Source organism: Morganella morganii (genome assembly GCF_041099235.1).
GTDB classification, from domain to species: domain Bacteria; phylum Pseudomonadota; class Gammaproteobacteria; order Enterobacterales; family Enterobacteriaceae; genus Morganella; species Morganella morganii_E.
Window position 1 is genome coordinate 1 of the sequence record NZ_JBFZSO010000018.1, and the last position, 25,003, is coordinate 25,003.

General features: G+C 48.7%; 45 protein-coding genes. 6 read left to right on the forward strand and 39 right to left on the reverse strand.

Features of this window, described 5'->3' with window-relative positions:
• Positions 1-97: 97 nt before the first annotated feature.
• Positions 98-250: a hypothetical protein gene (locus tag AB7038_RS17730; RefSeq protein WP_369453731.1), complete on the reverse strand. Its 153-nt coding sequence runs from the start codon at positions 248-250 to the stop codon at positions 98-100.
• A 95-nt stretch (positions 251-345) separates the two neighbouring features.
• On the opposite strand from AB7038_RS17730, the gene AB7038_RS17735 reads away from it, so the two are divergent.
• A complete protein-coding gene (locus AB7038_RS17735) occupies positions 346-891 on the forward strand; it encodes a gamma carbonic anhydrase family protein (protein ID WP_123569903.1) in 546 nt (181 codons plus the stop codon).
• Here the strand turns inward: AB7038_RS17735 and AB7038_RS17740 are convergent.
• Genes AB7038_RS17740 through dprA form a run of 5 tightly spaced genes read right to left on the reverse strand, consistent with a single transcriptional unit; the run spans position 867 to position 4,209 of the window.
• Positions 867-1,130, reverse strand: a complete 264-nt coding sequence (locus AB7038_RS17740) for a DUF1488 domain-containing protein (RefSeq protein WP_369453732.1) — start codon at positions 1,128-1,130, stop codon at positions 867-869. The genes AB7038_RS17735 and AB7038_RS17740 overlap by 25 nt on opposite strands.
• Positions 1,127-1,945 (reverse strand): shikimate dehydrogenase, encoded by an 819-nt coding sequence (gene aroE / locus AB7038_RS17745; protein ID WP_349419574.1) that lies wholly within the window; start codon positions 1,943-1,945, stop codon positions 1,127-1,129. Before aroE ends, AB7038_RS17740 begins: the two co-directional genes overlap by 4 nt.
• A 22-nt stretch (positions 1,946-1,967) precedes the next feature.
• Positions 1,968-2,540 (reverse strand): L-threonylcarbamoyladenylate synthase type 1 TsaC, encoded by a 573-nt coding sequence (gene tsaC, locus AB7038_RS17750; protein WP_368890335.1) that lies wholly within the window; start codon positions 2,538-2,540, stop codon positions 1,968-1,970.
• Positions 2,530-3,075, reverse strand: coding sequence for a DNA topoisomerase family protein (locus tag AB7038_RS17755; protein ID WP_369453733.1), 546 nt, complete (start codon positions 3,073-3,075; stop codon positions 2,530-2,532). Before AB7038_RS17755 ends, tsaC begins: the two co-directional genes overlap by 11 nt.
• Before the next feature lie 27 nt (positions 3,076-3,102).
• On the reverse strand, positions 3,103-4,209 hold the full coding sequence (gene dprA / locus AB7038_RS17760) for a DNA-processing protein DprA (protein ID WP_369453734.1): 1,107 nt from the start codon (positions 4,207-4,209) through the stop codon (positions 3,103-3,105).
• A 130-nt stretch (positions 4,210-4,339) separates the two neighbouring features.
• On the opposite strand from dprA, the gene def reads away from it, so the two are divergent.
• The 5 genes from def (at position 4,340) to mscL (ending at position 9,150) form a co-directional block, all read left to right on the forward strand.
• Positions 4,340-4,849, forward strand: a complete 510-nt coding sequence (gene def / locus AB7038_RS17765) for a peptide deformylase (protein ID WP_004238602.1) — start codon at positions 4,340-4,342, stop codon at positions 4,847-4,849.
• Between the two features lie 87 nt (positions 4,850-4,936).
• Positions 4,937-5,881 (forward strand): methionyl-tRNA formyltransferase, encoded by a 945-nt coding sequence (fmt, locus tag AB7038_RS17770; protein ID WP_368890331.1) that lies wholly within the window; start codon positions 4,937-4,939, stop codon positions 5,879-5,881.
• Between the two features lie 81 nt (positions 5,882-5,962).
• On the forward strand, positions 5,963-7,255 hold the full coding sequence (gene rsmB / locus AB7038_RS17775) for a 16S rRNA (cytosine(967)-C(5))-methyltransferase RsmB (RefSeq protein WP_349419577.1): 1,293 nt from the start codon (positions 5,963-5,965) through the stop codon (positions 7,253-7,255).
• Positions 7,256-7,279: 24 nt separating this feature from the next.
• Positions 7,280-8,656 carry a Trk system potassium transporter TrkA gene (trkA, locus tag AB7038_RS17780; RefSeq protein WP_004238605.1) on the forward strand — a complete coding sequence of 459 codons (1,377 nt, stop codon included), beginning with the start codon at positions 7,280-7,282 and terminating at the stop codon, positions 8,654-8,656.
• An 86-nt stretch (positions 8,657-8,742) separates the two neighbouring features.
• On the forward strand, positions 8,743-9,150 hold the full coding sequence (gene mscL, locus AB7038_RS17785) for a large-conductance mechanosensitive channel protein MscL (protein WP_072872498.1): 408 nt from the start codon (positions 8,743-8,745) through the stop codon (positions 9,148-9,150).
• A 4-nt stretch (positions 9,151-9,154) separates the two neighbouring features.
• On the opposite strand, the gene AB7038_RS17790 is transcribed toward mscL, so the two are convergent.
• The 33 genes from AB7038_RS17790 to AB7038_RS17950 all read right to left on the reverse strand — a co-directional run.
• Positions 9,155-9,355 carry an alternative ribosome-rescue factor A gene (locus tag AB7038_RS17790; RefSeq protein ID WP_025154662.1) on the reverse strand — a complete coding sequence of 67 codons (201 nt, stop codon included), beginning with the start codon at positions 9,353-9,355 and terminating at the stop codon, positions 9,155-9,157.
• A gap of 7 nt (positions 9,356-9,362) precedes the next feature.
• Complete coding sequence (gene zntR, locus AB7038_RS17795) at positions 9,363-9,812, reverse strand: Zn(2+)-responsive transcriptional regulator (RefSeq protein ID WP_369453735.1); 450 nt, start codon at positions 9,810-9,812, stop codon at positions 9,363-9,365.
• A gap of 163 nt (positions 9,813-9,975) precedes the next feature.
• Positions 9,976-10,362 (reverse strand): 50S ribosomal protein L17, encoded by a 387-nt coding sequence (rplQ, locus tag AB7038_RS17800; RefSeq protein ID WP_015422330.1) that lies wholly within the window; start codon positions 10,360-10,362, stop codon positions 9,976-9,978.
• Positions 10,363-10,399: 37 nt separating this feature from the next.
• Complete coding sequence (locus tag AB7038_RS17805) at positions 10,400-11,389, reverse strand: DNA-directed RNA polymerase subunit alpha (protein WP_004238609.1); 990 nt, start codon at positions 11,387-11,389, stop codon at positions 10,400-10,402.
• 25 nt (positions 11,390-11,414) lie between these two features.
• Entirely contained in the window at positions 11,415-12,035 is a 621-nt protein-coding gene (gene rpsD / locus AB7038_RS17810) for a 30S ribosomal protein S4 (RefSeq protein WP_015422331.1), read from the reverse strand.
• Between the two features lie 37 nt (positions 12,036-12,072).
• Positions 12,073-12,462, reverse strand: coding sequence for a 30S ribosomal protein S11 (rpsK, locus tag AB7038_RS17815; RefSeq protein ID WP_003863312.1), 390 nt, complete (start codon positions 12,460-12,462; stop codon positions 12,073-12,075).
• A gap of 15 nt (positions 12,463-12,477) precedes the next feature.
• Positions 12,478-12,834 (reverse strand): 30S ribosomal protein S13, encoded by a 357-nt coding sequence (gene rpsM, locus AB7038_RS17820; RefSeq protein ID WP_004242250.1) that lies wholly within the window; start codon positions 12,832-12,834, stop codon positions 12,478-12,480.
• A 145-nt stretch (positions 12,835-12,979) separates the two neighbouring features.
• Positions 12,980-13,096: a 50S ribosomal protein L36 gene (rpmJ, locus tag AB7038_RS17825; protein WP_015422332.1), complete on the reverse strand. Its 117-nt coding sequence runs from the start codon at positions 13,094-13,096 to the stop codon at positions 12,980-12,982.
• 33 nt (positions 13,097-13,129) lie between these two features.
• Positions 13,130-14,461 carry a preprotein translocase subunit SecY gene (gene secY / locus AB7038_RS17830; protein ID WP_004238612.1) on the reverse strand — a complete coding sequence of 444 codons (1,332 nt, stop codon included), beginning with the start codon at positions 14,459-14,461 and terminating at the stop codon, positions 13,130-13,132.
• Positions 14,462-14,468: 7 nt separating this feature from the next.
• Positions 14,469-14,903 (reverse strand): 50S ribosomal protein L15, encoded by a 435-nt coding sequence (gene rplO, locus AB7038_RS17835; protein ID WP_004242249.1) that lies wholly within the window; start codon positions 14,901-14,903, stop codon positions 14,469-14,471.
• Between the two features lie 3 nt (positions 14,904-14,906).
• A complete protein-coding gene (gene rpmD, locus AB7038_RS17840) occupies positions 14,907-15,086 on the reverse strand; it encodes a 50S ribosomal protein L30 (protein WP_004238614.1) in 180 nt (59 codons plus the stop codon).
• A 6-nt stretch (positions 15,087-15,092) separates the two neighbouring features.
• On the reverse strand, positions 15,093-15,593 hold the full coding sequence (rpsE, locus tag AB7038_RS17845; RefSeq protein ID WP_004238615.1) for a 30S ribosomal protein S5: 501 nt from the start codon (positions 15,591-15,593) through the stop codon (positions 15,093-15,095).
• 14 nt (positions 15,594-15,607) lie between these two features.
• A complete protein-coding gene (gene rplR, locus AB7038_RS17850) occupies positions 15,608-15,961 on the reverse strand; it encodes a 50S ribosomal protein L18 (RefSeq protein WP_025154665.1) in 354 nt (117 codons plus the stop codon).
• 9 nt (positions 15,962-15,970) lie between these two features.
• Entirely contained in the window at positions 15,971-16,504 is a 534-nt protein-coding gene (rplF, locus tag AB7038_RS17855) for a 50S ribosomal protein L6 (protein ID WP_004238617.1), read from the reverse strand.
• Between the two features lie 14 nt (positions 16,505-16,518).
• On the reverse strand, positions 16,519-16,911 hold the full coding sequence (rpsH, locus tag AB7038_RS17860) for a 30S ribosomal protein S8 (RefSeq protein ID WP_004242248.1): 393 nt from the start codon (positions 16,909-16,911) through the stop codon (positions 16,519-16,521).
• 34 nt (positions 16,912-16,945) lie between these two features.
• A complete protein-coding gene (rpsN, locus tag AB7038_RS17865) occupies positions 16,946-17,251 on the reverse strand; it encodes a 30S ribosomal protein S14 (RefSeq protein ID WP_004238619.1) in 306 nt (101 codons plus the stop codon).
• Between the two features lie 12 nt (positions 17,252-17,263).
• A complete protein-coding gene (rplE, locus tag AB7038_RS17870; protein WP_004238621.1) occupies positions 17,264-17,803 on the reverse strand; it encodes a 50S ribosomal protein L5 in 540 nt (179 codons plus the stop codon).
• A gap of 15 nt (positions 17,804-17,818) precedes the next feature.
• On the reverse strand, positions 17,819-18,133 hold the full coding sequence (gene rplX / locus AB7038_RS17875) for a 50S ribosomal protein L24 (RefSeq protein WP_004238623.1): 315 nt from the start codon (positions 18,131-18,133) through the stop codon (positions 17,819-17,821).
• Positions 18,134-18,144: 11 nt separating this feature from the next.
• Positions 18,145-18,516: a 50S ribosomal protein L14 gene (rplN, locus tag AB7038_RS17880; RefSeq protein ID WP_015422333.1), complete on the reverse strand. Its 372-nt coding sequence runs from the start codon at positions 18,514-18,516 to the stop codon at positions 18,145-18,147.
• 175 nt (positions 18,517-18,691) lie between these two features.
• Complete coding sequence (gene rpsQ, locus AB7038_RS17885) at positions 18,692-18,946, reverse strand: 30S ribosomal protein S17 (protein ID WP_015422334.1); 255 nt, start codon at positions 18,944-18,946, stop codon at positions 18,692-18,694.
• Positions 18,946-19,137, reverse strand: a complete 192-nt coding sequence (gene rpmC, locus AB7038_RS17890) for a 50S ribosomal protein L29 (RefSeq protein ID WP_004238624.1) — start codon at positions 19,135-19,137, stop codon at positions 18,946-18,948. Before rpmC ends, rpsQ begins: the two co-directional genes overlap by 1 nt.
• Positions 19,137-19,547, reverse strand: a complete 411-nt coding sequence (rplP, locus tag AB7038_RS17895; RefSeq protein ID WP_004238625.1) for a 50S ribosomal protein L16 — start codon at positions 19,545-19,547, stop codon at positions 19,137-19,139. The genes rpmC and rplP overlap by 1 nt, the downstream gene beginning before the upstream one ends.
• Before the next feature lie 14 nt (positions 19,548-19,561).
• Positions 19,562-20,263, reverse strand: a complete 702-nt coding sequence (gene rpsC / locus AB7038_RS17900) for a 30S ribosomal protein S3 (protein ID WP_004238626.1) — start codon at positions 20,261-20,263, stop codon at positions 19,562-19,564.
• A gap of 16 nt (positions 20,264-20,279) precedes the next feature.
• A complete protein-coding gene (gene rplV, locus AB7038_RS17905) occupies positions 20,280-20,612 on the reverse strand; it encodes a 50S ribosomal protein L22 (RefSeq protein WP_004238627.1) in 333 nt (110 codons plus the stop codon).
• 14 nt (positions 20,613-20,626) lie between these two features.
• Complete coding sequence (rpsS, locus tag AB7038_RS17910; RefSeq protein ID WP_015422335.1) at positions 20,627-20,905, reverse strand: 30S ribosomal protein S19; 279 nt, start codon at positions 20,903-20,905, stop codon at positions 20,627-20,629.
• Positions 20,906-20,919: 14 nt separating this feature from the next.
• Positions 20,920-21,744, reverse strand: a complete 825-nt coding sequence (rplB, locus tag AB7038_RS17915; RefSeq protein ID WP_004238630.1) for a 50S ribosomal protein L2 — start codon at positions 21,742-21,744, stop codon at positions 20,920-20,922.
• A gap of 19 nt (positions 21,745-21,763) precedes the next feature.
• Positions 21,764-22,066, reverse strand: coding sequence for a 50S ribosomal protein L23 (gene rplW, locus AB7038_RS17920; protein WP_004238631.1), 303 nt, complete (start codon positions 22,064-22,066; stop codon positions 21,764-21,766).
• Complete coding sequence (rplD, locus tag AB7038_RS17925) at positions 22,063-22,668, reverse strand: 50S ribosomal protein L4 (RefSeq protein ID WP_046895372.1); 606 nt, start codon at positions 22,666-22,668, stop codon at positions 22,063-22,065. The genes rplW and rplD overlap by 4 nt, the downstream gene beginning before the upstream one ends.
• A gap of 16 nt (positions 22,669-22,684) precedes the next feature.
• Positions 22,685-23,314: a 50S ribosomal protein L3 gene (gene rplC, locus AB7038_RS17930; protein WP_004238634.1), complete on the reverse strand. Its 630-nt coding sequence runs from the start codon at positions 23,312-23,314 to the stop codon at positions 22,685-22,687.
• Between the two features lie 31 nt (positions 23,315-23,345).
• Positions 23,346-23,657, reverse strand: a complete 312-nt coding sequence (rpsJ, locus tag AB7038_RS17935; protein ID WP_001181005.1) for a 30S ribosomal protein S10 — start codon at positions 23,655-23,657, stop codon at positions 23,346-23,348.
• Between the two features lie 339 nt (positions 23,658-23,996).
• Complete coding sequence (gene bfr, locus AB7038_RS17940) at positions 23,997-24,479, reverse strand: bacterioferritin (RefSeq protein WP_036410403.1); 483 nt, start codon at positions 24,477-24,479, stop codon at positions 23,997-23,999.
• A gap of 116 nt (positions 24,480-24,595) precedes the next feature.
• Complete coding sequence (bfd, locus tag AB7038_RS17945) at positions 24,596-24,787, reverse strand: bacterioferritin-associated ferredoxin (protein ID WP_004238636.1); 192 nt, start codon at positions 24,785-24,787, stop codon at positions 24,596-24,598.
• Positions 24,788-24,928: 141 nt separating this feature from the next.
• Positions 24,929-25,003, reverse strand: a 75-nt coding sequence (locus AB7038_RS17950; protein WP_180801888.1) for a hypothetical protein, incomplete at its 5' end; no start/stop codon positions are given.

Here is a 25,003-nt window from a genome sequence, read left to right on the forward strand (position 1 = left end):
AGAGCAGTTGCAACATTCGCTGCCGTTGCCGGTCTTCTGCGTTGTTGCGAGGCTGCGTATATTACGTTTCCAGCCCCGTCGAGTCAAGCGTTGTTTTTCAACTTTTCGCTTTTTCTCTTTTTCTCTTTCTGCCGGAACCGCTTGTCAGCGTGTTGTTCCGTGTCAGTGGTGGCGCATTATAGGGAGCTTTTCGTTTTGCACAACCTTTTTTTTGAATTTTCTTATTAACCGTCTGTCTTTTGAGCATCATGTCGTATTTTCCGGCAATTATGCCCGAAAGTTACATTGCCTCCGGTAAACTCTCTGACTAAGATCGCCAAAATACATTTATATTCTGAGGTAATTATTGTGAATAAACTCCGTCCCTATCTGACATTAACCCCTTCTGTCGGCAAAAATGTCATGATCGATGACTCCTCCGTCATTATCGGTGATGTACGTCTGGCTGATGATGTCGGTATCTGGCCGCTGGTTGTTGCCAGGGGAGATGTCAATTACATTCAGATTGGCCAGCGTACCAATATTCAGGACGGCTCCGTATTACATGTCACTCACCAGACAGCGGATAATCCGGCTGGTCACCCGCTGATTATCGGCGAGGATGTTACCGTCGGCCATAAAGTGATGCTGCACGGCTGCACTATCGGTAACCGTGTTCTGGTCGGTATGGGTTCAATTCTGCTGGACGGTGTGGTGGTAGAGGATGATGTAATTATCGGCGCGGGCAGTCTGGTTTCACCGGGCAAACGACTGGAAAGCGGCTACCTGTATCTCGGCAGCCCTGCCAAAGCCGTCCGCCCGCTGAAACCGGAAGAATATGAAGGGCTGAAATATTCAGCCAATAACTATGTTATGTGGAAAAATGATTATCTGTCACAGGGCAACCGGTAAGGCGGCTCATCCGCCTCACCTTTTTCAATAAATTCCGCAAACTCTTCCTCCAGATCCCAGCGGTTCCGGCGGAAGAGAACCAGCATATCCTCCCCGGAAGCTGTTCCGTAACGGGATTGCAGGTATTGTGCAGAGACGCGGCAATCCGATAAAAAGCCGTTAATCATCACCGGAAAGACAATGCACTCCCGGTCATCATCCCGTGATTCGCGATCCGGAAACTGAATGGACTGGTTCATGATGTCATCTTCTGTTTGAGTTTTGTCAGTACCGGTGCAATATCCGGCAATACGCCATGCCATAACCTGAATGCAAAAGCCGCCTGACCAGCCAGCATACCCAGCCCGTCAGCATACCGGGTCACACCGTTATCTGCGGCAAGTTGCAGAAAAGGTGTCAGACCGGTACGGTAAAACATATCGTAACAGGCAACTGACTGATTCAGTAATGACAGCGGGATCTGCGGAACCGCGCCGTCCACTCCGGATGATGTGGCATTAATAATCAATGAAAATCCGGTTGTTCCGGTTTCACTGACCGGCATTGCACTGACTTTTCCGTGACCGGCAAACCGCTCAGCCAGAGACTGCGCTTTGCTGAATGTCCGGTTGGTAACGGTAACAGCGCAACCTGCCTGCAACAGAGACAACAATGCGCCGCGGGCCGCGCCGCCAGCACCAATCAGCAGAATACTGTCGCCGGGGCGGATAAACATCAGCCGCTGCAAATCAATCACCAGCCCTTCGCCGTCTGTATTATCCCCGGCCAGCCGTTTATCTTCTGTCAGATACAGGGTATTTACCGCGCCGCAGACCTGTGCCCGTTCACTAAGCTCATCCGCCAGCGCATGTGCCTGCTCTTTAAAAGGCAGTGTGACATTCGCCCCCAGCCCGCCCGCAGCAAAAAATGCAGAAACACTGTCGCGAAAGCCATCGAGCGGAGAAAGGATCCGTTCATAACTCAGTTCAATACCAAATTGTCCGGCAAATTCCTGATGAATAAAGGGTGACTGACTGTGTGCAATCGGATGGCCAAAAACGGCAAATTTTTTCATTCCGGGTCCTTTTGGTGTTCTGTCAGCCCTGTCGGTATAACTGCCCTGTCAGTGCATCACGGATCTCAGACGGGTTTTTCCGCCCGCCGACCAGCCCGTCAACCACCGGGATCCGTCCGTTAAACTGTGCATTTACTTCATCAGTTGTCCGGCACGGCTCCAGCCCGCTCAGGTTCGCACTGGTGGAAACCAGCGGTTTGCCGTATGCCAGACATAATGCTTTGACCACCGGATGATCTGTTACACGGACAGCCAGCGAGTCAAAACGGCCAGTCAGCCATTTTGGTGTGACGGGTTTTGCCGGGATCACCCAGGTAACCGGGCCCGGCCAGGAAGCAAACATCGCTTCACGCTGTTCATCTGTCAGCCGCGAGTCATCAATATACGGTTTTACCTGATCATAGTTATCAGCGATCAGAATCAGCCCTTTTTCCCACGGGCGCTGTTTCAGATCCAGCAGCGCCATCACGGCCTGCTCATTGTCCGGGTCACAACCTAGTCCAAAAACGGCTTCTGTCGGATATGCGATAACTTCGTGGTTATTCAGTGCTTTTATGATTGTGTCGAAATTTGCTGTGGTTTGATTATGATTCATCATTATTCTCATTCTGTTCTTTTTGTCGTTTTGCGCAGGCTTTACTCGCACAACTTAATCTTACGCCTGTTGATGTCCTTTTTTCCACCAGCAGCGGATAGCCACAATACTGACACTCGCCGGTAACCGGTTTACTGTTCAGTGAAAACTGACAAGCCGGATAGCGGTTACAGGCATAAAAAACTTTACCGAACCGCGACTTACGCTGAAGTAACTTACCATCATGGCACTGCGGACAGGCCACTGTTGTTTCATCCGGTGAATCAATAGATGCAATATATTCACATCCCGGAAAATTTCCGCAGCCGATAAACATTCCGTAGCGCCCCTGGCGCAGCACCAGCGTCCCCCCGCATTGCGGACACAACTGTCCATCCAGCACTTTGATGATATGTCCGTCAGTACCGGCTTTCAGCGGACGGATGTAATCACATTCCGGATAAGCAGAACAACCGAAAAAAGGACCGTGAGCACCATTGCGGATAACCAGCTCTCCGCCGCATTCCGGACAGCATTCCGCCGTTGATTTTGACATGATAATTTTACCTTACGCCGATACCGTTCAGTGATGCAGACGGATATATCCCCCGCTGACCACGGCTATTTTACCTGATAACTCCAGCTGCAGCAGTTGTGTTGTCACCTCTGTGACCGGCAGCTCACACCGTGCGGCAATGATATCCGCCGGTGTCGGTTCATCATCCACATTAATCAGCACATGTGCAAACGGCAGTTCCTCCTGTACCGGTGTGATAATCACTTCCGGTGTTTCCGGGATCGGCGGCAACGCCAGCCACTGCATATTCAGCGCGAGATGATCCGTGATATCCCCCGGTGCTGTCGCAATATAGGCACCCTGCTGCAACAACCAGTGGTTGCCCTCATACGCCGGATTACCAAGTACCGCCGGTAACGTAAATACATCCCGCCCCTGCTCCAGCGCGCATTGTGCCGTAATTAATGACCCGCTGCGCCGTCCGGCCTCAATCACAATCAGCAGTCGGCTTAGTCCGCTGATTATCCGGTTACGACGGGGAAAGTTTTTGGCCAGCGGCGGCACATCCGGAAAATATTCAGAGATAAGTGCGCCATTTTCTGTAATCTCCTCTGCCAGCGACCGGTGCTTTACAGGATAAATATGAGATAACCCGCTGCCGGATACCGCTATTGTCTTTCCGCCTGATGCCAGCGCCGCCTCATGGCAGCATCCGTCCACGCCCGCAGCCAGACCGCTGGTTATCACCAGATTGTGCTGCACAAGATGCCGGGTAAAACAGCCCGCCCACTTTTCGCCGTAATGGGTAACTGCGCGGCTGCCCACCATACTGACCTGCAGGGCAGATAACACCTCACACTGCCCTGCCACAAAAAGCACAAGCGGAGGTGAATAGATCTGCTTTAATAAAAACGGATAGTGTGGTGATGACAGGGGCAATATCATATGACCCGGTGAATCAGCCCATAAAAGTGCCGCTTTCAGCCTGGATGTATTCACATTCATAAACTGCTGACACTGTACCAGCGTGAGTCCGCACTGATGTAACTGCTGCCGGATCTCACCGTTTTTCTGTGTGCAGCTATCTGTCAGCATAGTTGCCACGCTGACAGCATGATGTGCACTTAACCGCCTGATACACGCCAGACGTAACCAAATTTCCCTTTCATCCATTGTGCCATCCTGACTGAGCCTGTGATAAAAATGCGGTGTCCGCTGCGGGCAATACTGTCAATCAGGCTGATAACTGTCTAGAATAGACATTAATTTCCATCCATTTTTTAGATAGAACACGAAAAAATCTATGGCGTTATTAACTGTATTACATTATCCCGACGAGCGGCTTCGCAAGATTGCAAAGCCGGTTGAAAAAGTCGATGCCGGCATTCAGAAGATTGTCGATGATATGTTCGAAACCATGTACGACGAAGAAGGTATTGGTCTGGCAGCCACTCAGGTTGATATCCACCAGCGCATTATCGTAATTGATGTGTCAGAAGAGCGGAATGAACGCCTGGTGCTGATCAACCCGGAACTGCTGGAAAAATCCGGAGAAGCCGGAATCGAAGAAGGTTGTTTATCGATTCCTGAGCAGCGGGCATTCGTGCCGCGTGCTGAGCACGTTAAAATCCGGGCGCTGGACTATAACGGCGAGCCTTTCGAACTGGAAACCGGTGATCTGCTGGCAATTTGTATCCAGCATGAAATGGATCACCTGGAAGGCAAATTATTTGTCGATTACCTTTCCGCTATGAAACGCCAGCGCATCCGTCAGAAAGTCGAAAAGCTGGACAGACTCAGAGCCCGGTCTTAATACCCGCAGTCTTTATCTGCCACAGACCGCAGCAGCGCACGGGCACTGTTATTGTTTGTGGCATTATTATTTTTACAGGAAAGCAACGTGTCAGATTCATTACGTATTATCTTTGCAGGAACGCCTGATTTTGCCGCACGCCACCTCGATGCTCTGATTCAGTCAGAGCATAATGTCGTTGGCGTCTTAACCATGCCGGATCGCCCTGCCGGCCGCGGGAAAAAAATCACCGCAGGCCCGGTAAAAGAACTGGCACAACAGCACGATATTCCTGTTTTCCAGCCATCCACACTGCGCAAAGAAGAAAATCATCAGTGGATACGTGACCAGCAGGCAGACATCATGATTGTCGTGGCCTACGGGATGATTTTACCGCAGGCAGTGCTGGATATTCCGCGCCTGGGATGTCTGAATGTTCATGGTTCCCTGTTACCGGCATGGCGTGGTGCAGCGCCTATCCAGCGTGCACTGTGGGCCGGTGACACCAAAACCGGCGTGACAATCATGCAGATGGATGCCGGTCTGGATACCGGCGATATGCTGTATAAAGCTGAATGTGATATCACATCAGAAGATACCAGTGCGTCACTGTATGAAAAACTCGCCGGTATCGGCCCGCAGGCGTTGTTACATACACTGTCTCTGGTATGTCAGAATGCGCTCCGCCCTGAAAAACAGGACGACTCCCTGGTCACCTATGCAGAAAAACTGAGCAAAGAAGAAGCCCGGCTGGACTGGTCTCTTTCTGCCGCACAATTAGACCGCTGTATCCGTGCCTTCAATCCGTGGCCAATCAGCTATATGGTGATTGATGAGCAGCCGGTGAAAGTCTGGCAGGCCCATGCGATTGCGGAACAGACTTCCGCAGCGCCGGGAACGGTTATCCGTGCGGACAAAAACGGCATTCAGGTTGCCACTGCAGAAGGGATCCTGAATATCACACAGTTACAGCCTGCCGGGAAAAAGCCGATGTCAGCCGCTGATATTCTGAATTCCCGCAAAGAATGGTTTACCCCGGGAAATTCACTGTAATTTTGTTTCATAACCGGCATTCCCTGCGTGGTATGCCGGTCACCCTTTCTCTTTATCGCTTGCCGGCATACCGGAATCACAATGAAAAACAGTTATAACCTACGCAGCATTGCTGCCCGTATCATCAGCCAGGTCCTGGATCAGGGACAATCACTCAGCGCACTTCTGCCTGAATATCAGCGGGATATCAACCCGAAAGATAAAGCATTACTGCAGGAATTATGTTTTGGTGTGATGCGGGTACTGCCGGAGCTCGAATGGTACAGCCAGCAACTGATGGCAAAACCGCTGACCGGTAAGCAGCGGGTACTGCATTATCTGATTCTGGTCGGTTTTTATCAGCTCCGCTATACACGGATCCCGGCACACGCTGCGCTCTCCGAGACGGTTAACGGTGCTGTTGTACTGAAAAAACCACAGCTGAAGGGACTGATTAACGGGGTGCTGCGTCAGTTCCAGCGTCAGGAGCAGGTGCTGTCCGAACGTTTTGCCAATAATGAAAGCCGCTGGCTGCATCCGAAATGGCTGCTGTCGCGGATTCAGGCGGCATATCCTGACAACTGGGAAGCCGTTATTACGGCAAATAATGAAAAACCGCCGATGTGGCTGCGGGTTAACCGTAACCATCACTCCGCTCAGGAATATCAGGCGCTGCTGGCAGAAAAGGATATTGAAACCTTTTATAATCCGGCATATCCCGATGCACTGCGTCTGGCAACGCCCTGCCCGGTCACTGATCTGCCGGGATTTGCGGATGGCTGGGTCACAGTGCAGGACAGTTCCGCGCAGGGCTGTGCATTACTGCTTGATCCGCAGAATGATGAGACTATTTTAGACTTGTGCGCGGCACCCGGCGGGAAAACCACCCACATTCTGGAGATAGCACCTCGTGCTCATGTCATGGCTGTTGATGTGGATAAACAGCGTTTAACCCGGGTTAATGAGAATTTACAACGACTTAAACAAAACGCGGTGGTGAAAACCGGTGACGGCCGTTATCCGGAACAGTGGGCAGAATCTCAGATATTCGATCGCATTTTGCTGGATGCACCTTGCTCCGCGACCGGCGTTATCCGCCGTCATCCGGATATCAAATGGCTGCGCCGTGATAATGACATCAACGAGCTGGCTGCGCTGCAACGGGAAATTCTGGACGCTGTCTGGCCTTATCTCAAACCCGGCGGCACACTGGTCTATGCAACCTGCTCGGTATTACCGGAAGAAAATATTCATCAGATAAATAATTTTCTCTCTTCGCACCGTGATGCTGTATTAACCGATACACCGGCAACAGGCTACCAAATGCTGCCGGATGCGCAGAGCGGAGACGGATTTTTTTACGCTAAACTGGTTAAACAGGCACTTCCTGCCTGATAAACAACCCGGACGATCATTTATATGAAAATTATTATTCTCGGTGCCGGTCAGGTCGGCGGCACACTGGCAGAAAACTTAGTGGATGAAAACAACGATATTACTGTTGTGGATACCAACCCGGACAGGCTGCGTCAGTTACAGGATAAATTCGATCTCCGGGTAATAAACGGAGCCGGCTCTCATCCGCGGGTACTGCGGGAAGCCGGTGCAGAAGATGCGGATATGCTCGTCGCAGTGACCAACTCCGATGAAACCAATATGATCGCCTGCCAGGTTGCATACACCCTGTTCAATACGCCGAATAAGATCGCCCGTATCCGATCTTCTGAATATGTCCGGGAAGCTGATAAATTATTTTTACCGGAAGCGATCCCGATCGATCACCTGATCGCTCCTGAGCAGTTAGTGATCGACAGCATCTATAAACTGATCCAGTATCCCGGTGCCCTTCAGGTTGTGAACTTTGCCGAAGGCCGTGTCAGTATTGTCGCCGTGAAAGCTTATTACGGCGGATCGCTGGTCGGAAACGCCCTTTCCAGCCTGCGCGAGCATATGCCGCATATTGAAACACGGGTTGTAGCCATCTTCCGTCAGGACAGACCGATTCGTCCTCAGGGTTCAACCATCATCGAAGCCGGTGATGAAGTATTCTTTGTCGCCGCATCCGAGCATATCCGTGCGGTAATGAGTGAACTACAGCGTCTGGAAAAACCGTATAAGCGGATCATGATTGTCGGCGGCGGGAACGTCGGCGCCGGTCTGGCACTGCGTATCGAGAAAGACTATAACGTCAAACTGATCGAGCACAACGCCAACCGGGCAACTGATCTCGCAGAGCTGCTGCATGACACCATTGTTTTTTATGGAGATGCATCTGATCAGGAATTATTAGCAGAAGAACATATTGAGCAGGTTGATGTCTTTATTGCCCTGACCAACGATGACGAAGCCAATATTATGTCCGCGATGCTTGCCAAGCGTATGGGTGCCAAAAAAGCAATGGTACTCATCCAGCGCAGTGCCTATGTGGATCTGGTTCAGGGGGGTGTGATTGATATCGCTATCTCCCCGCAGCAGGCCACCATTTCTGCATTACTCGGTCATGTGCGTAAGGCAGATATTGTCAGTGTCTCCTCGCTGCGCCGTGGTGTTGCGGAGGCCATTGAGGCAATTGCACATGGCGATGAAAATACCTCAAAAGTCGTCGGTCGCAAAATTGCCGATATTAAGCTGCCGCCGGGTACTATTATTGGTGCGATTGTCAGAGATGAGCAGGTGATTATTGCGAATGACGAGCACAGTATTGAACAGGGAGACCATGTCGTGCTGTTCATTACAGACAAACGCCACGTACCCGAGGTGGAGAAGCTCTTCCAGCCAAGTCCGTTCTTCTTATAAATAAGTACTTAATATTTTGATAGTAAATACTATTGATTTATACTTGAGAATGACAACTTGTTAACATTTTGGGTAAGGAAAAGGGTATGAGCTTCATAAAAGAGTTTCGTGAATTTGCGATGCGCGGCAATGTCGTTGATATGGCTGTCGGTATCATTATCGGTGCGGCATTCGGCAAAATTGTGTCCTCATTAGTTGCTGATGTCATCATGCCACCACTCGGTTTAGTTATCGGCGGGATCGACTTCAAGCAATTTGCCGTTGTGCTGCGGGAAGCCAGCGGAGATGTGCCTGCTGTTGTACTGAACTATGGTGTATTCCTGCAAACCGTTTTTGATTTCGTTATCGTCGCATTTGCTATCTTCATTGCCATCAAAATGCTGAATAAATTACGCCGCGAACAGGCCGAAGCTCCCGCTGCGCCACCGGCACCATCAGCAGAAGAAACATTACTGACTGAAATCCGTGATTTATTGAAAGAACAAAAGAAATAATAAACTAAAAGGCCAGTAGTAAAAGATTATCTAATCGCTTACTACTGGCCTCCCGGTAACCTGCCTTGTTGTGTTTTTCTTTTCGGTTGTAACTCCCTTTGCCTTTCTTATTTTTTTCTACTCTCTGCCGGAACAGCGGATCGGATAGCAGTGCTTCCAGGGCGTTATCTTGTATTACGCCGCGCTTGTGAGCATATTTTGTCATAGTAACCTCATTGATTATGTTTACTCTCTTTTTGTGAACAGCCACAGGGTTCTGTTGCGCCTTGTTCCAGGATCTCCAGGATGGTGCATTGTGAACTGACATGTGCCGTTCCGCAACAGGCATCACTCAGCATTTTCAGGGAATCCCGCATTCGCTGCATTTCAACTAACTTTGTTTCCACATCTTTCAGCCGATCATCCACAATTTGCTTTGATTCACGGCAGGTGTGATGTTCAGGATCAACCCGGATCGATAACAGTTCGGTGATCGCTTCCAGTGTAAACCCTAATTGTTTTGCATAGCGGATAAAACGCAGCCGGTGCAGATCCTGCTCAGTATACAAACGATAGCCGCCATCCGTCCGGGCCTGATGATCCATCATGCCCTGTTTTTCATAAAAACGGATTGTATCCGGTGTCACTTCTGCAAGTTTTGCTAACTGACCAATTCGGTACATCGGCAACCTCCTGACATCATCTGGCCTGAAGCCATCATATCAGAATAGTAAAATGTTGTATGTCATTGGCAGAGATATGGGGATGAGGAGTTTAACTTCAAGGGCAGGATTAACAGAAATAAAAAAACCGGGTAAAAACCCGGTTTTTTTACGCAGTAACAGATTACTCTGCTGCTGCTTCAGTCTGGGATTCAGCGCGGTCAACAAGCTCAATGTAAGCCATTGGAGCATTGTCACCAGCACGGAAACCACATTTCAGAATGCGGGTGTAACCACCTGCACGCTGAGCGAAACGTGGTCCCAGCTCGTTGAACAGTTTTGCCACGATTTCGTTATCACGAGTACGGGCGAATGCTAAACGACGGTTAGCAACGCTATCCGTTTTAGCCAGGGTAATCAACGGCTCAACAACGCGACGCAGTTCTTTTGCCTTAGGCAAAGTCGTCTTGATAATTTCGTGACGAACTAAAGAACCGGCCATGTTACGAAACATAGCTTGGCGATGGCTGCTGTTGCGGTTCAATTGACGACCACTCATACGATGGCGCATGACCTTATCCTTCTCAGTAAAACCTTAACCTGTGATCTTATTCGTCAGCAATACTTGCCGGCGGCCAATTTTCCAGACGCATGCCCAGAGATAAGCCGCGAGATGCCAGAACGTCCTTAATTTCAGTAAGCGATTTCTTACCGAGGTTAGGGGTTTTGAGCAACTCAACTTCTGTACGCTGTACCAGATCACCGATGTAGTGGATTGCTTCTGCCTTGAGACAGTTAGCAGAGCGGACAGTCAATTCGAGATCGTCTACTGGGCGCAGTAAAATCGGATCGAATTCTGGTTTTTCTTCTTTCACTTCCGGCTGACGAACATCACGTAAGTCAACGAAAGCTTCCAGTTGTTCGGCCAGAATGGTTGCCGCACGACGAATTGATTCTTCTGGATCAATCGTGCCGTTGGTTTCCATTTCGATAACCAATTTATCCAAATCGGTACGCTGCTCAACACGTGCTGCTTCAACATTGTAAGCAATACGCTCAACTGGGCTGTAGCACGCGTCTACTAACAGACGACCGATTGGGCGCTCATCTTCTTCCGAATGAATTCGGGCAGAAGCAGGAACATAACCACGACCACGCTGAACTTTGATGCGCATATTAATAGATGCGCCTTCGTCAGTGAGATGGCAAATTACATGCTCCGGCTTGACGATTTCAACATCACCGTCATGGATGATGTCGGCTGCAGTCACAGGGCCAATGCCAGATTTATTCAGAGTTAAGATGACTTCATCTTTTCCCTGAAGTTTTACCGCCAGCCCTTTCAGGTTGAGCAGAATTTCCAGGATATCTTCCTGTACACCTTCTTTAGTGCTGTACTCATGGAGTACACCATCAATCTCAACCTCAGTTACCGCACAACCCGGCATAGACGAAAGCAGAATACGGCGCAGTGCGTTACCCAGAGTATGGCCAAAGCCACGCTCTAATGGTTCAAGGGTCACCTTGGCGTGCGTCGAACTGATTTGCTCGATATCAACCAGGCGCGGTTTAAGAAACTCTGTCACAGAACCCTGCATTGTGTCCTCTCTTTGGTGCTAAGCCTTACTTAGAGTAAAGCTCGACGATCAGGTGCTCGTTAATATCAGCAGAAAGGTCAGTACGCTCAGGAATACGTTTGAACACACCTTCCATTTTCGCAGCATCAACTTCCAACCAAGTTGGTTTTTCACGCTGCTCAGCCAGCTCTAAAGCAGCCTTAATACGAGACTGTTTTTTCGCTTTTTCACGAATGCTGATTACGTCGTTAGGGGAAACCTGATAAGAAGCAATGTTTACAACACGGCCATTTACCATGACAGCTTTGTGGCTGACGATCTGACGTGCTTCTGCGCGGGTAGCGCCAAAGCCCATACGATAAATAACGTTGTCTAAACGACCTTCCAGCAGAGACAGCAGGTTTTCACCTGTGTTGCCTTTCAGACGAGTTGCTTCTTTATAGTAGTTACGGAACTGACGTTCCAGCACGCCGTACATACGACGAACTTTTTGTTTTTCACGTAACTGAACACCATAATCAGACAGACGCGGTTTACGGGCGCCGTGCTGGCCTGGTGCTTGATCTAATTTACACTTGGTGTCAATCGCGCGAACACCAGACTTCAGGAAGAGGTCTGTTCCTTCGCGACGGCTCAGCTTGAGCTTCGGACCCAAATATCTAGCCATTTTCTTTCTCCAACTATCCTAAAAAACGTGAGGGCGATTAGACGCGACGTTTTTTCGGAGGACGACAACCGTTATGAGGGATCGGAGTCACATCAGTAATGTTAGTGATGCGGAAACCAGCCGCGTTTAATGCGCGAACGGTTGACTCACGGCCAGGACCAGGTCCTTTAACCATAACTTCCAGATTCTTAATACCGTACTCTTTCACAGCCTCTGCGCAACGTTCTGCTGCAACCTGTGCTGCGAATGGAGTTGATTTACGAGAACCACGGAAACCGGAACCACCGGCAGTTGCCCAACCTAATGCGTTACCCTGACGGTCAGTAATGGTAACGATTGTGTTGTTGAAAGAAGCATGGATATGAGCCACACCGTCAGAGACTTGTTTTCTTACACGCTTACGTGCACGAACAGGTGCTTTTGCCATTATAAGATTCCCCGATTATTTCTTGATCGGCTTACGCGGACCCTTACGGGTACGTGCGTTAGTCTTCGTACGCTGACCGCGTACCGGAAGACCACGACGATGGCGTAAACCACGATAGCAACCAATGTCCATAAGACGTTTGATGCTGAGGGTCACTTCACGGCGCAGGTCACCTTCTACAACGTATTTAGCAACTTCGTCACGCAGTTGGTCGATTTGCTCTTCAGACAGCTCACTGATCTTAACATCTTCAGCAATACCCGTTGCTTTACAGATAGCCTGTGAACGGGTTAAGCCGATGCCGAAAATTGCAGTTAATGCAATAACAGCATGTTTATGATCAGGAATGTTAATGCCTGCTATACGGGCCACTATGCACTCCTAAAAATTTTGGGGTAATACTGATCTGAAAAGCCCGTTTTCAGGATACTCAAACAGTAGAACCACGTTTAATAAAAAGATTGGCTGGCTAATTTAGCCAGCTCAATCCAACTTTGCAAGAAAAATATGCTTTTTATTAGCCTTGACGCTGTTTATGCTTAGGCTCAGCACTGCAAATCACGCGCACGACACCGTGACGCTTAACGATTTTGCAGTTACGGCATAATTTCTTGACGGAAGCACGAACTTTCATTTTTACTCTCCGTAACTTCTAAAGCAAACCGAATTAACGGTTATAACCTTTGAGGTTTGCTTTTTTCAATGCAGACTCGTACTGACTTGACATCATCAGAGTTTGCACTTGAGCCATAAAGTCCATGATGACCACAACCACGATTAAGAGGGAAGTACCACCAAAGTAGAAAGGTACTTTCATTGCGTCACGCATGAACTCCGGGATTAGGCAGATAAAGGTAATATATAACGCGCCAACTAAAGTTAAACGAGTCATTACTTTATCGATGTACTTGGCCGTTTGCTCTCCCGGACGAATTCCTGGTACAAATGCACCGGACTTCTTCAGGTTATCTGCTGTTTCTCTTGGATTAAATACCAGTGCGGTATAGAAGAAACAGAAGAATATGATTGCAGAGGCATAAAGTAACACATAGAGCGGCTGGCCTGGCTGCAGATACATAGAAATTGTCGTCAGCCAATCCCAGCCAGTACCATCACCGAACCAAGATGCAATTGTACCAGGGAACAGGATAATACTGGAAGCGAAAATCGCAGGAATTACACCCGCCATATTCACTTTCAACGGTAAGTGTGTACTTTGTGCCGCGTAAACACGGCGGCCTTGCTGACGTTTGGCATAGTTAACGACGATACGACGCTGACCACGCTCCATAAAGACAACAAAGCAAGTAACCGCAAATACCAAGACTGCAACCAATAGCAACAGGAGGAAGTGCAGTTCGCCTTGACGAGCTTGCTCAATGGTATGGCCAATCGCTGACGGAAGACCCGCAACAATACCGGCGAAGATAATGATCGAAATACCGTTACCGATACCACGTTCAGTAATCTGCTCACCCAGCCACATCAGGAACATAGTCCCTGTCACCAAACTCACAACAGCCGTGAAGTAGAATGCAAAGCCGGGGTTAATAACCAAGCCCTGCATACCAGGCATATTCGGTAAGCCCATCGCGATACCAACAGACTGGAACACCGCGAGGACTAACGTACTATACCGGGTGTACTGGCTAATCTTACGACGACCAGCTTCCCCTTCTTTCTTAATCTCCGCCAGACGCGGGTTCACCACGCTCAGCAGCTGGATAATAATCGATGCAGAAATGTACGGCATGATACCCAGCGCAAAGATTGAAGCACGACTCAACGCACCACCAGAGAACATGTTAAACATCTCAATGATGGTGCCTTGTTGTTGTTCGAGCAATTTCGCAAGAACAGTGGCATCAATACCAGGGATAGGAATGAAAGAGCCAATACGGAAAACAATCAGTGCGCCGAGCACAAACAGTAAACGACGCTTTAACTCACCTATTCCGCCTTTAGCACTTTGGAAATCTGTACCTGGTTGCTTTGCCATCTGTTACTTATTCCTCGATTTTACCGCCAGCAGCTTCGATAACAGCACGAGCGCCTTTAGTAACACGCAGGCCGCGTACAGTAACTGCACGAGTCAGTTCACCAGACAGGAACACTTTCGCGTACTCAATCTGTGGACCAATAACGTTTGCGGCTTTCAATACATTAAGATCGATAACATCGCCTTCGATCAGCTGAAGATCAGATAAACGGATCTCAGCAGTGACCATCGCTTTACGTGAAGTAAAGCCGAATTTTGGCAGACGACGATATAAAGGCATCTGGCCACCTTCAAACCCACGACGTACGCCACCGCCAGAACGAGAGCTCTGACCTTTGTGACCACGACCTGCGGTTTTACCGAGACCGGAACCAATACCACGACCTACACGTTTTGGTGCGTGTTTAGCACCTGCTGCCGGAGACAGAGTATTTAATTGCATCTGTTACTCCTCAACTTTAACCATATAGGAAATACGATTAACCATACCACGGACCGCTGGTGTATCTTCGCGTTCTACAGTGTGGCCAATATGACGCAGACCTAAACCGACCAGAGTTGCCTTGTGTTTTGGCAGACGGCCGATTGAGCTGCGGGTTTGTGTAATTTTAATTGTCTTAGCCATGGTCCATTACCCCAGAATTTCTTCGACGGATTTACCACGCTTAGCTGCAACCATTTCCGGAGACTTCATGCTGTCTAAAGCATCCAGTGTTGCACGAACAACGTTAATTGGGTTCGTGGAACCATAAGTTTTAGCCAGGACGTTACGAACACCGGCAACTTCAAGAACAGCACGCATTGCACCACCGGCAATAATACCGGTACCTTCGTGAGCAGGCTGCATAAACACGCGGGAACCGGTGTGTGTGCCTTTCACTGGGTGGAATAATGTGCCGTTGTTAAGTGCAACGGTTTTCATGTTGCGACGGGCTTTTTCCATCGCTTTCTGGATTGCTGCCGGAACTTCGCGTGCTTTGCCGTAACCAAAACCAACGCGGCCGTTGCCATCACCCACTACAGTCAGTGCGGTGAAGCTAAAGATACGACCACCTTTAACGGTTTTAGATACGCGGTTTACCGCGATCAGCTTTTCCTGCAGTTCGCCAGCCTGTTTTTCGATGTGTGCCATCTTACACCTCTACCTTAGAACTGTAGGCCAGCTTCACGGGCAGCATCTGCCAGTGCCTGGACTCGACCATGATATTGGAAACCTGAACGGTCAAAGGATACTGCTTTAATTCCTTTTTCCAGTGCGCGCTCAGCAATAGCTTTACCTACTGCAACTGCGGCATCTTTGTTTCCGGTGTATTTAACTTGTTCGCTGATAGCTTTTTCAACAGTAGAAGCGGCCACCAACGTTTCAGAACCGTTTGGTGCAATAACCTGCGCATAGATATGGCGAGGGGTACGATGTACCACCAGGCGGGTTGCACCCAGTTCCATAAGCTTGCGGCGTGCGCGGGTCGCACGACGGATACGAGCTGCTTTCTTATCCATAGTGTTACCTTACTTCTTCTTAGCCTCTTTAATACGCACGACTTCGTCGGCGTAGCGAATACCTTTACCTTTGTAAGGTTCAGGGCGACGATAGGCGCGTAAGTCTGCTGCGATCTGACCAATAACCTGCTTATCAGCACCTTTCAGTACGATTTCAGTTTGGGTCGGACATTCAGCAGTAACGCCAGCCGGCAGTTTGTGCTCTACCGGGTGAGAGAAACCTACAGACAGGTTTACCACATCACCTTTAACGGCTGCACGATAACCAACACCTACCAGTTGCAGCTTCTTAGAGAAGCCTTCGGTAACACCAACAACCATAGCGTTAACCAGTGCACGAGTTGTACCAGCCTGTGCCCATGCGTCGGTATAACCGTCACGCGGACCAAAGGTTAACTGGTTGTCTGCATGTTTAACTTCTACAGCGTTGTGGATATTACGGCTCAGCTCGCCGTTTTTACCCTTAATCGAAATAACCTGACCGTTGAGTTTTACCTCTACGCCGGCAGGAATGACGACGGGTGCTTTTGCCACACGAGACATTCTTTCCTCCCGAATTATGCTACGTAGCAGAGAATCTCGCCACCAAGACCAGCCTGGCGAGCTGCACGATCAGTCATTACACCTTTAGATGTAGAAACAACTGCGATACCCAGACCTGCCATAACTTGTGGCAGTTCGTCTTTGCGCTTATAAATACGCAGACTTGGGCGGCTTACGCGCTGGATGCTTTCTACAACAGCCTTGCCCTGGAAATACTTAAGAGTCAGTTCCAGTTCCGGCTTGATGTCGCCTTCGATTTTAAAATCTTCAATATAACCTTCTTCCTTCAGCACGTTGGCAATTGCCACTTTCAGCTTGGAGGAAGGCATGGTGACCGCAACTTTGTTCGCGGCCTGACCGTTACGGATACGGGTCAGCATATCCGCGATGGGATCTTGCATGCTCATCTGTCTTTACTCCCGTGATTCAATATGGTGACAATTACCAGCTAGCTTTCTTAAGGCCCGGGATTTCACCGCGCATAGCGGCTTCACGGACTTTAATACGGCTTAAGCCAAACTTCCGCAGAAAACCGTGTGGACGCCCGGTTTGGCGGCAACGGTTACGCTGACGGGAAGGACTGGAATCACGTGGCAGAGATTGAAGCTTCAGAACAGCATCCCAACGATCGTCATCTGATGCGTTGACATCGGAGATGGTAGCTTTCAGTTCTGCGCGTTTTGCGAAGAATTTCTCAGCTAATTTTGCACGTTTTACATCACGTGCTTTCATAGATTTCTTAGCCATGAATACCCTGCCTTACTTGCGAAACGGGAAGTTAAACGCTGATAACAGTGCGCGACCTTCATCATCAGATTTCGCGGTGGTGGTGATAGTAATATCAAGACCACGAACACGATCCACTTTATCGTAATCGATTTCAGGGAAGATGATTTGTTCACGTACGCCCATGCTGTAGTTACCGCGACCATCGAAAGACTTAGCGGACAAGCCACGGAAGTCACGAATACGTGGTACAGCAATAGAAATCAGTCGCTCAAAGAACTCCCACATGCGTTCGCCACGCAGAGTTACTTTACAGCCGATTGGATAGCCCTGGCGGATTTTGAAGCCTGCAACAGATTTGCGTGCTTTGGTGATCAATGGTTTCTGACCAGAGATTGCTGCTAAGTCAGCTGCTGCGTTATCCAGCAGTTTTTTATCAGCAATTGCTTCACCAACACCCATATTCAGGGTGATCTTCTCGACCCGAGGGACTTGCATGACAGAATTGTAGTTAAACTGAGTCATCAGTTGTTTAACTACTTCGTCTTTGTAGTAATCATGCAGTTTCGCCATCGTATACTCCAAAAATTACTTGATAGTTTCGCTGTTAGACTTGAAGAAACGGACTTTTTTGCCGTCTTCGAATCTAAAACCTACACGGTCAGCCTTGCCGGTTGCCGCATTGAAGATTGCAACGTTAGAAACCTGAATTGCAGCTTCTTTTTCAACGATGCCACCTGGTTGATTCAGGGCCGGAACCGGCTTCTGATGTTTCTTAACCAGATTGATACCTTCAACGATAACTTTACCAGAAGAAAGAACCTGTTTTACTTTACCGCGCTTACCTTTATCTTTGCCGGTCAGCACGATAATTTCGTCATCACGACGGATTTTCGCTGCCATAGTTCCGCTCCTTAGAGTACTTCAGGTGCCAGTGAGATAATTTTCATAAACTTCTCGTTACGAAGTTCACGAGTTACCGGCCCAAAAATACGCGTACCGATAACTTGCTCGCTGTTATTGTTTAACAATACACAAGCGTTGCTATCGAAGCGAATGACAGAACCGTCAGGGCGACGTACACCCTTCTTGGTGCGCACCACTACTGCCTTCAGAACATCACCTTTTTTTACTTTACCGCGCGGAATTGCTTCCTTGATGGTAATTTTGATAATGTCGCCTACAGCTGCGTAGCGACGGTGCGAGCCACCTAGAACCTTGATACACATTACGCGACGTGCACCGGAGTTATCGGCCACGTTCAGCATAGTCTGTTCTTGGATCATTTTAGTGCTCCGCTAAATGTCAACTACTACTGAGCCACTCTTACTAAAAAGAGAGGCCGTCCAAATACCCATATTACGAGGGCGCGGCATTATAACACCACATCTTCGTTATGGATAGAAAAAAATAAACGGCTCTAAAGCCGAGCCGTTTATTCTACATCAGAAAGCGGTGCTATTACAGTACAGCTTTCTCTACGACGCGAACCAGGGTCCAGGACTTAGTCTTAGACAGTGGACGGGTTTCGCGGATTTCTACCACGTCACCGATACCACATTCATTGTTCTCGTCATGTACGTGCAGTTTAGTCGTACGACGGATGAACTTACCATACAGAGGGTGTTTCACCATACGCTCGATAGTCACAACGATGGATTTCTCCATTTTGTCACTAACAACACGACCTTGCAGAGTACGGATTTTATCGGTCATTACGCACCCGCCTTCTCAGTCAATAAAGTCTTAACACGTGCAATATTACGACGCACTTGTTTTAACAGATGAGACTGTTGTAACTGGCCGCTTGCCGCTTGCATACGCAGGTTAAATTGTTCGCGCAGCAGGTTCAGCAGCTCAGTGTTCAGCTCTTCAACGCTTTTTTCGCGCAGCTCTTTCGCTTTCATTACATCACCGTCTTAGTTACAAAGGTGGTTTTGATAGGCAGTTTAGCTGCTGCCAGCTTGAATGCTTCACGAGCAAGCTCTTCCGATACGCCGTCCATTTCATACAGGACTTTACCCGGCTGGATTAAGGCAACCCAATACTCCACGTTACCTTTACCTTTACCCATACGCACTTCAAGAGGCTTTTCAGTGATAGGTTTGTCCGGGAACACACGGATCCAGATTTTACCCTGACGCTTAACTGCACGGGTCATAGCACGACGTGCTGCTTCGATCTGACGTGCGGTCAGACGACCACGACCAACAGCTTTCAGACCATAAGTGCCGAAGCTCACATCCGCGCCTGCTGCCAGACCGCGGTTACGGCCTTTGTGCACTTTACGGAATTTTGTACGCTTTGGTTGTAACATTCAGCGACTCTCCTTTACTTACGGCCTTTACGCTGCTGTTTTTTAGGTTGAGCAGCCGGTTTTTCCGCCTGTTCAACTGCAGCCATGCCACCCAGAATCTCACCTTTGAAGATCCACACTTTCACACCGATAACACCATAAGTAGTCTGAGCTTCAGAGGTGTTGTAATCGATGTCTGCACGCAGGGTATGCAGAGGCACACGGCCTTCGCGATACCACTCAGTACGTGCGATTTCAGCACCGCCTAAACGACCGCTGACTTCGACTTTGATACCTTTAGCGCCTAAACGCATAGCATTCTGTACCGCACGCTTCATAGCACGACGGAACATAACACGACGTTCCAGCTGTGAAGTGATGCTGTCAGCAACTAATTTTGCGTCCAGTTCAGGTTTACGTACTTCGGCAATATTGATCTGCGCAGGAACGCCAGCGATATCTGAAACGCTTTTGCGCAGTTTTTCAACGTCTTCACCTTTCTTACCGATAACGATGCCAGGGCGCGCAGTGTGAATAGTCACACGGATGCTCTTAGCAGGACGCTCGATAACGATGCGTGAAACTGACGCTTTTTCCAGTTCTTTAGTTAAGTACTTACGTACTTTAAAGTCGCTGTCCAGGTTGTCAGCGAATTCTTTGGTGTTCGCAAACCAGGTAGAGTTCCAAGGTTTAACAATACCCAGGCGAATACCATTTGGATTTACTTTCTGACCCATTGCTAGTCTCCAGGTATCAGCGATCGGACACAACCACAGTGATGTGGCTGGTGCGCTTAAGAATACGATCTGCACGACCTTTGGCACGAGGCATGATGCGCTTCATGGTTGGGCCGTCGTCAACGAAAATTTTCGCTACTTTCAGATCATCGATGTCAGCGCCATCGTTGTGTTCTGCGTTAGCAATAGCAGACTCCAGGACTTTCTTCACTAAACCAGCAGCTTTCTTGTTGGTAAAGGTTAAAATTTCCAGAGCTTGCGACACTTTCTTACCGCGGATCAGGTCAGCCACCAGGCGAACCTTCTGAGCAGAAGAACGAGCGTGGCGATGCATAGCAATAGTTTCCATCTCTTCCTCCTACCTTATTTCTTTTTGGCTTTTTTATCAGCCGCATGGCCGCGATAAGTACGGGTCGGCGCGAATTCACCCAGTTTGTGACCAACCATTTCGTCGGTAACGTAAACCGGAACATGCTGACGACCATTATGGACAGCGATGGTCAAACCGATCATGTTAGGAAAGATCGTTGAACGACGGGACCAAGTCTTAACAGGCTTTTTGTCACCGCTTTCCACCGCTTTCTCTACCTTCTTCAGCAAGTGCAGGTCAATAAAAGGACCTTTCTTGAGAGAACGTGGCATGGCTTATCCTCTAATTATTTCTTAGTACGACGATGAACGATGAAGTGTTCAGTGCGTTTGTTTTTACGAGTCTTCTTACCTTTGGTCTGAACGCCCCATGGTGTTACAGGGTGTTTACCAAAGTTACGACCTTCACCACCACCATGTGGGTGGTCTACCGGGTTCATCGCAGTACCGCGAACGGTAGGGCGAATACCACGCCAGCGGCTTGCACCGGCTTTACCCAGAACGCGCAGCATGTGTTCAGCGTTACCCACTTCACCTAAAGTCGCGCGGCAGTCTGAAGGAACTTTACGCATTTCACCGGAACGCAGACGAATAGTGACATAAGCACCATCACGCGCAACGATCTGAACGTAAGTACCGGCAGAACGTGCCAGCTGGCCGCCTTTACCTGGTTTCATTTCTACGTTATGAACAGTAGAACCAACCGGGATGTTGCGCATTGGCAGAGCGTTACCCGCTTTGATTGCAGCATCAACACCAGACTGGATTTGATCACCAGCTTTCAGGCCTTTAGGAGCCAGAATATAACGGCGTTCACCGTCTTTGTATAATACCAGAGCAATATTTGCTGAACGGTTTGGATCATATTCCAGACGTTCTACAACAGCCGGGATACCGTCTTTGTTACGTTTAAAGTCAACAATACGGTAATTTTGCTTGTGACCACCACCAATATGACGGGTAGTGATACGGCCATTGTTGTTACGACCACCAGACTTGTTGTTTTTCTCAAGCAGTGGTGCGTAAGGTTTGCCCTTGTGAAGCTCAGGGTTAACCACTTTAACGACGTGGCGACGGCCCGGAGACGTAGGTTTACATTTAACAATTGCCATTGTTCTTTACTCCTCCGACTTACTCAGCGCCGCCGACGAAGTCCAGATTCTGGCCTTCCTGCAGGGTGACGTAAGCTTTTTTCCAGTCGCTACGACGACCGAAACGCTGACCGTGGCGCTTCACTTTGCCTTTAACCAGCAGAGTGTTAACACCTTCAACTTTGACTTCGAACAGTTTTTCAACTGCAGCTTTGATTTCAGCTTTAGTCGCGTCTTTAGCAACTTTGAGCACGATGGTATTGGTTTTTTCCATCGCGGTAGACGCTTTTTCAGATACATGCGGCGCGCGCAGTACTTTCAGCAGACGTTCTTCACGGATCATGCCAGCATCTCCTCAACTTGCTTAACTGCTTCAGCAGTCATCACTACTTTACCGAACGCGATCAGACTGACCGGATCGATTGCAGTGACATCACGCACATCAACCTTGTACAGGTTGCGAGCTGCTAAGAACAGGTTCTCATCAACTTCGTGAGTGATAATCATCACGTCTTCCAGAGCCATATCTTTCAATTTCTGTACCAGCAGCTTGGTTTTAGGTGCTTCTACAGCAAATTTTTCGACAATGATCAGACGATCCTGACGTACCAGTTCGGACAGGATGCTTTTCAGCGCGCCGCGGTACATCTTTTTGTTAACTTTTTGACTGTGGTCCTGTGGTTTCGCTGCGAAAGTGATACCACCAGAGCGCCAGATTGGGCTCTTAACTGAACCAGAGCGGGCACGACCAGTGCCTTTTTGACGCCATGGTTTTTTACCTGACCCAGTAACTTCAGCACGAGTTTTCTGAGCACGTGTACCTTGACGAGCACCAGCTGCATACGCAACAACTACTTGATGGACAAGCGCTTCATTGAAATCACGCCCGAAGGTAGTTTCGGAAACAGTCAGCGCGCTTTGCGCGTCTTTCATTACCAATTCCATTCCTATCTCCTCGACGTTAAGCCTTGACAGCTGGTTTAACAATCAGGTTGCTACCGGTTGCACCCGGGACAGCACCTTTTACCAGCAGCAGGTTACGTTCAGCGTCAACGCGAACGACATCCAGGCTCTGAACGGTTACACGTTCGTTACCCAGTTGACCTGCCATTTTCTTGCCTTTAAATACCTTACCCGGAGTCTGGTTCTGACCGATAGAACCCGGAACACGGTGAGACAAGGAGTTACCGTGAGTAGCATCCTGAGTACGGAAGTTCCAGCGCTTTACAGTACCGGCGAAGCCCTTACCTTTAGATGTACCAGTAACGTCAACTTTCTTAACGTCAGCGAAAATTTCAACGCTGATGTTCTGGCCAACAGTGAACTCTTCACCTTCTGACAGGCGGAATTCACGTAACAGGCGACCAGCTTCAACACCAGCTTTTGCGAAATGTCCTGCTTCAGGTTTGTTCACGCGGTTAGCTTTTTTGCTGCCGGTGGTAACCTGAATAGCACGATAACCGTCAGTTTCGTCAGATTTAACCTGAGTAACGCGGTTATTTTCGATTTCGATAACAGTAACAGGGATTGACACACCTTCTTCAGTGAAGATGCGGGTCATACCCACTTTTTTACCGACTAAACCAATCATTGTTTCAACCTCTCAATCAATTGATACCTGATTAACCCAGGCTGATCTGCACGTCAACGCCGGCAGCCAGATCCAGACGCATCAGAGCATCAACGGTTTTTTCAGTTGGCTCAACGATGTCAACCAGACGTTTGTGAGTGCGAATTTCGTACTGATCGCGCGCATCTTTGTTGACGTGCGGAGAGATCAGAACGGTAAAACGCTCTTTACGGGTCGGCAGCGGGATAGGACCACGAACTTGCGCACCAGTGCGCTTAGCAGTCTCTACGATTTCCGCAGTTGATTGATCGATCAGACGATGATCAAAAGCTTTAAGGCGGATACGGATTCTTTGGTTCTGCATGAGACCAGAGCTCCAACTATTTTATAAACGTAAAAAATTACTCCTCGCACCCATTTCGATTGACGGGGGAGTGTAATCGTTCTCGATGTAATCCCCATATCGGGGATATTTTCATGAACAGCTAAAAAACATACTGTTCAATGCTGGTATCAACCAGGCTTGCACAATTGGCAAGCCCGCGCATTATACGTGAATGAGCCCTGAAAGCAAGCCGCAAACCGGGATTTGTGCAAATTATCTCCGGCGCCATGACAAAAAATCAGAAAAGAAAAAACCGCCGCGGGTTTCCCTGCCGGCGGTTCTGCACATTGCTTACTTCAGTGATTATTTCTCTGTTCTTTATTCTGTGTCTGCATCCGCCATCTGCGCCTGCTGATAATTTTGCAGGCCCACACGGGCTATCAGATCCAGCTGGGTTTCCAGCCAGTCGATATGAGACTCCTCTTCCGCCAGAATTTTTATCATTAAATCACGACTGACATAATCATGTTTGGAATCGGCATAGGCAATGGCTTCGCGTAAATCTTTGGCGCCGTCCAGTTCCAGCTGAAGGTCAGACTTCAGCATTTCTTCAACATCTTCGCCGATATGAAGTTTGCCGAGATCCTGAAGGTTCGGGATCCCTTCCAGAAATAAGATACGCTCAATGTATTCATCAGCGTGTTTCATCTCATCAATGGATTCTTCATATTCTTTGTTGTTGAGTTTAATCAGACCCCAGTTTTTGAACATACGGGCATGCAGAAAATACTGGTTAATAGCCACCAGTTCATTTCCCAGCAATTTGTTCAGATACGAGATCATTTTTTTATCGCCTTTCATGTACCCTCCTTTGTTTCCTGTCTGTTCAGTATAGACACAGGAAATAATTCACGGAGTGATTACAGTGACAAAATAGCGATACAGTTCAAAATTCCGGCGGGTTTCAGAGAGAAGATTCAGGCAACGCGGTCAACCGGGACAGACATATGCTCTTCTGCAATAACGGCTTTGGCGTGGCGGATACATTTGCCGCATTCTGTGCCGACAGGGATAATTTTACGCAGTTCACCGATGGAATGAACCTTATTCTGACGCACGGCATTCCGGATGGCTTTATCACTGATGGCATTACACAAACATACGTACATATCATTCCTCCTGACTGCGGTAAAGAGTAAATGATAATCAGTATTATTACAATTGCGATTGTGTAAATTTTGTCAGCGCCTGCCGGAAAGCAGGCATAAAAAAAGAGAGCCGCAGCTCTCTTTTTAATAATCAGCAGGGAATTAACCCATCACTTTCGCTACAACACCCGCGCCAACGGTACGGCCGCCTTCACGGATTGCGAAGCGCAGACCATC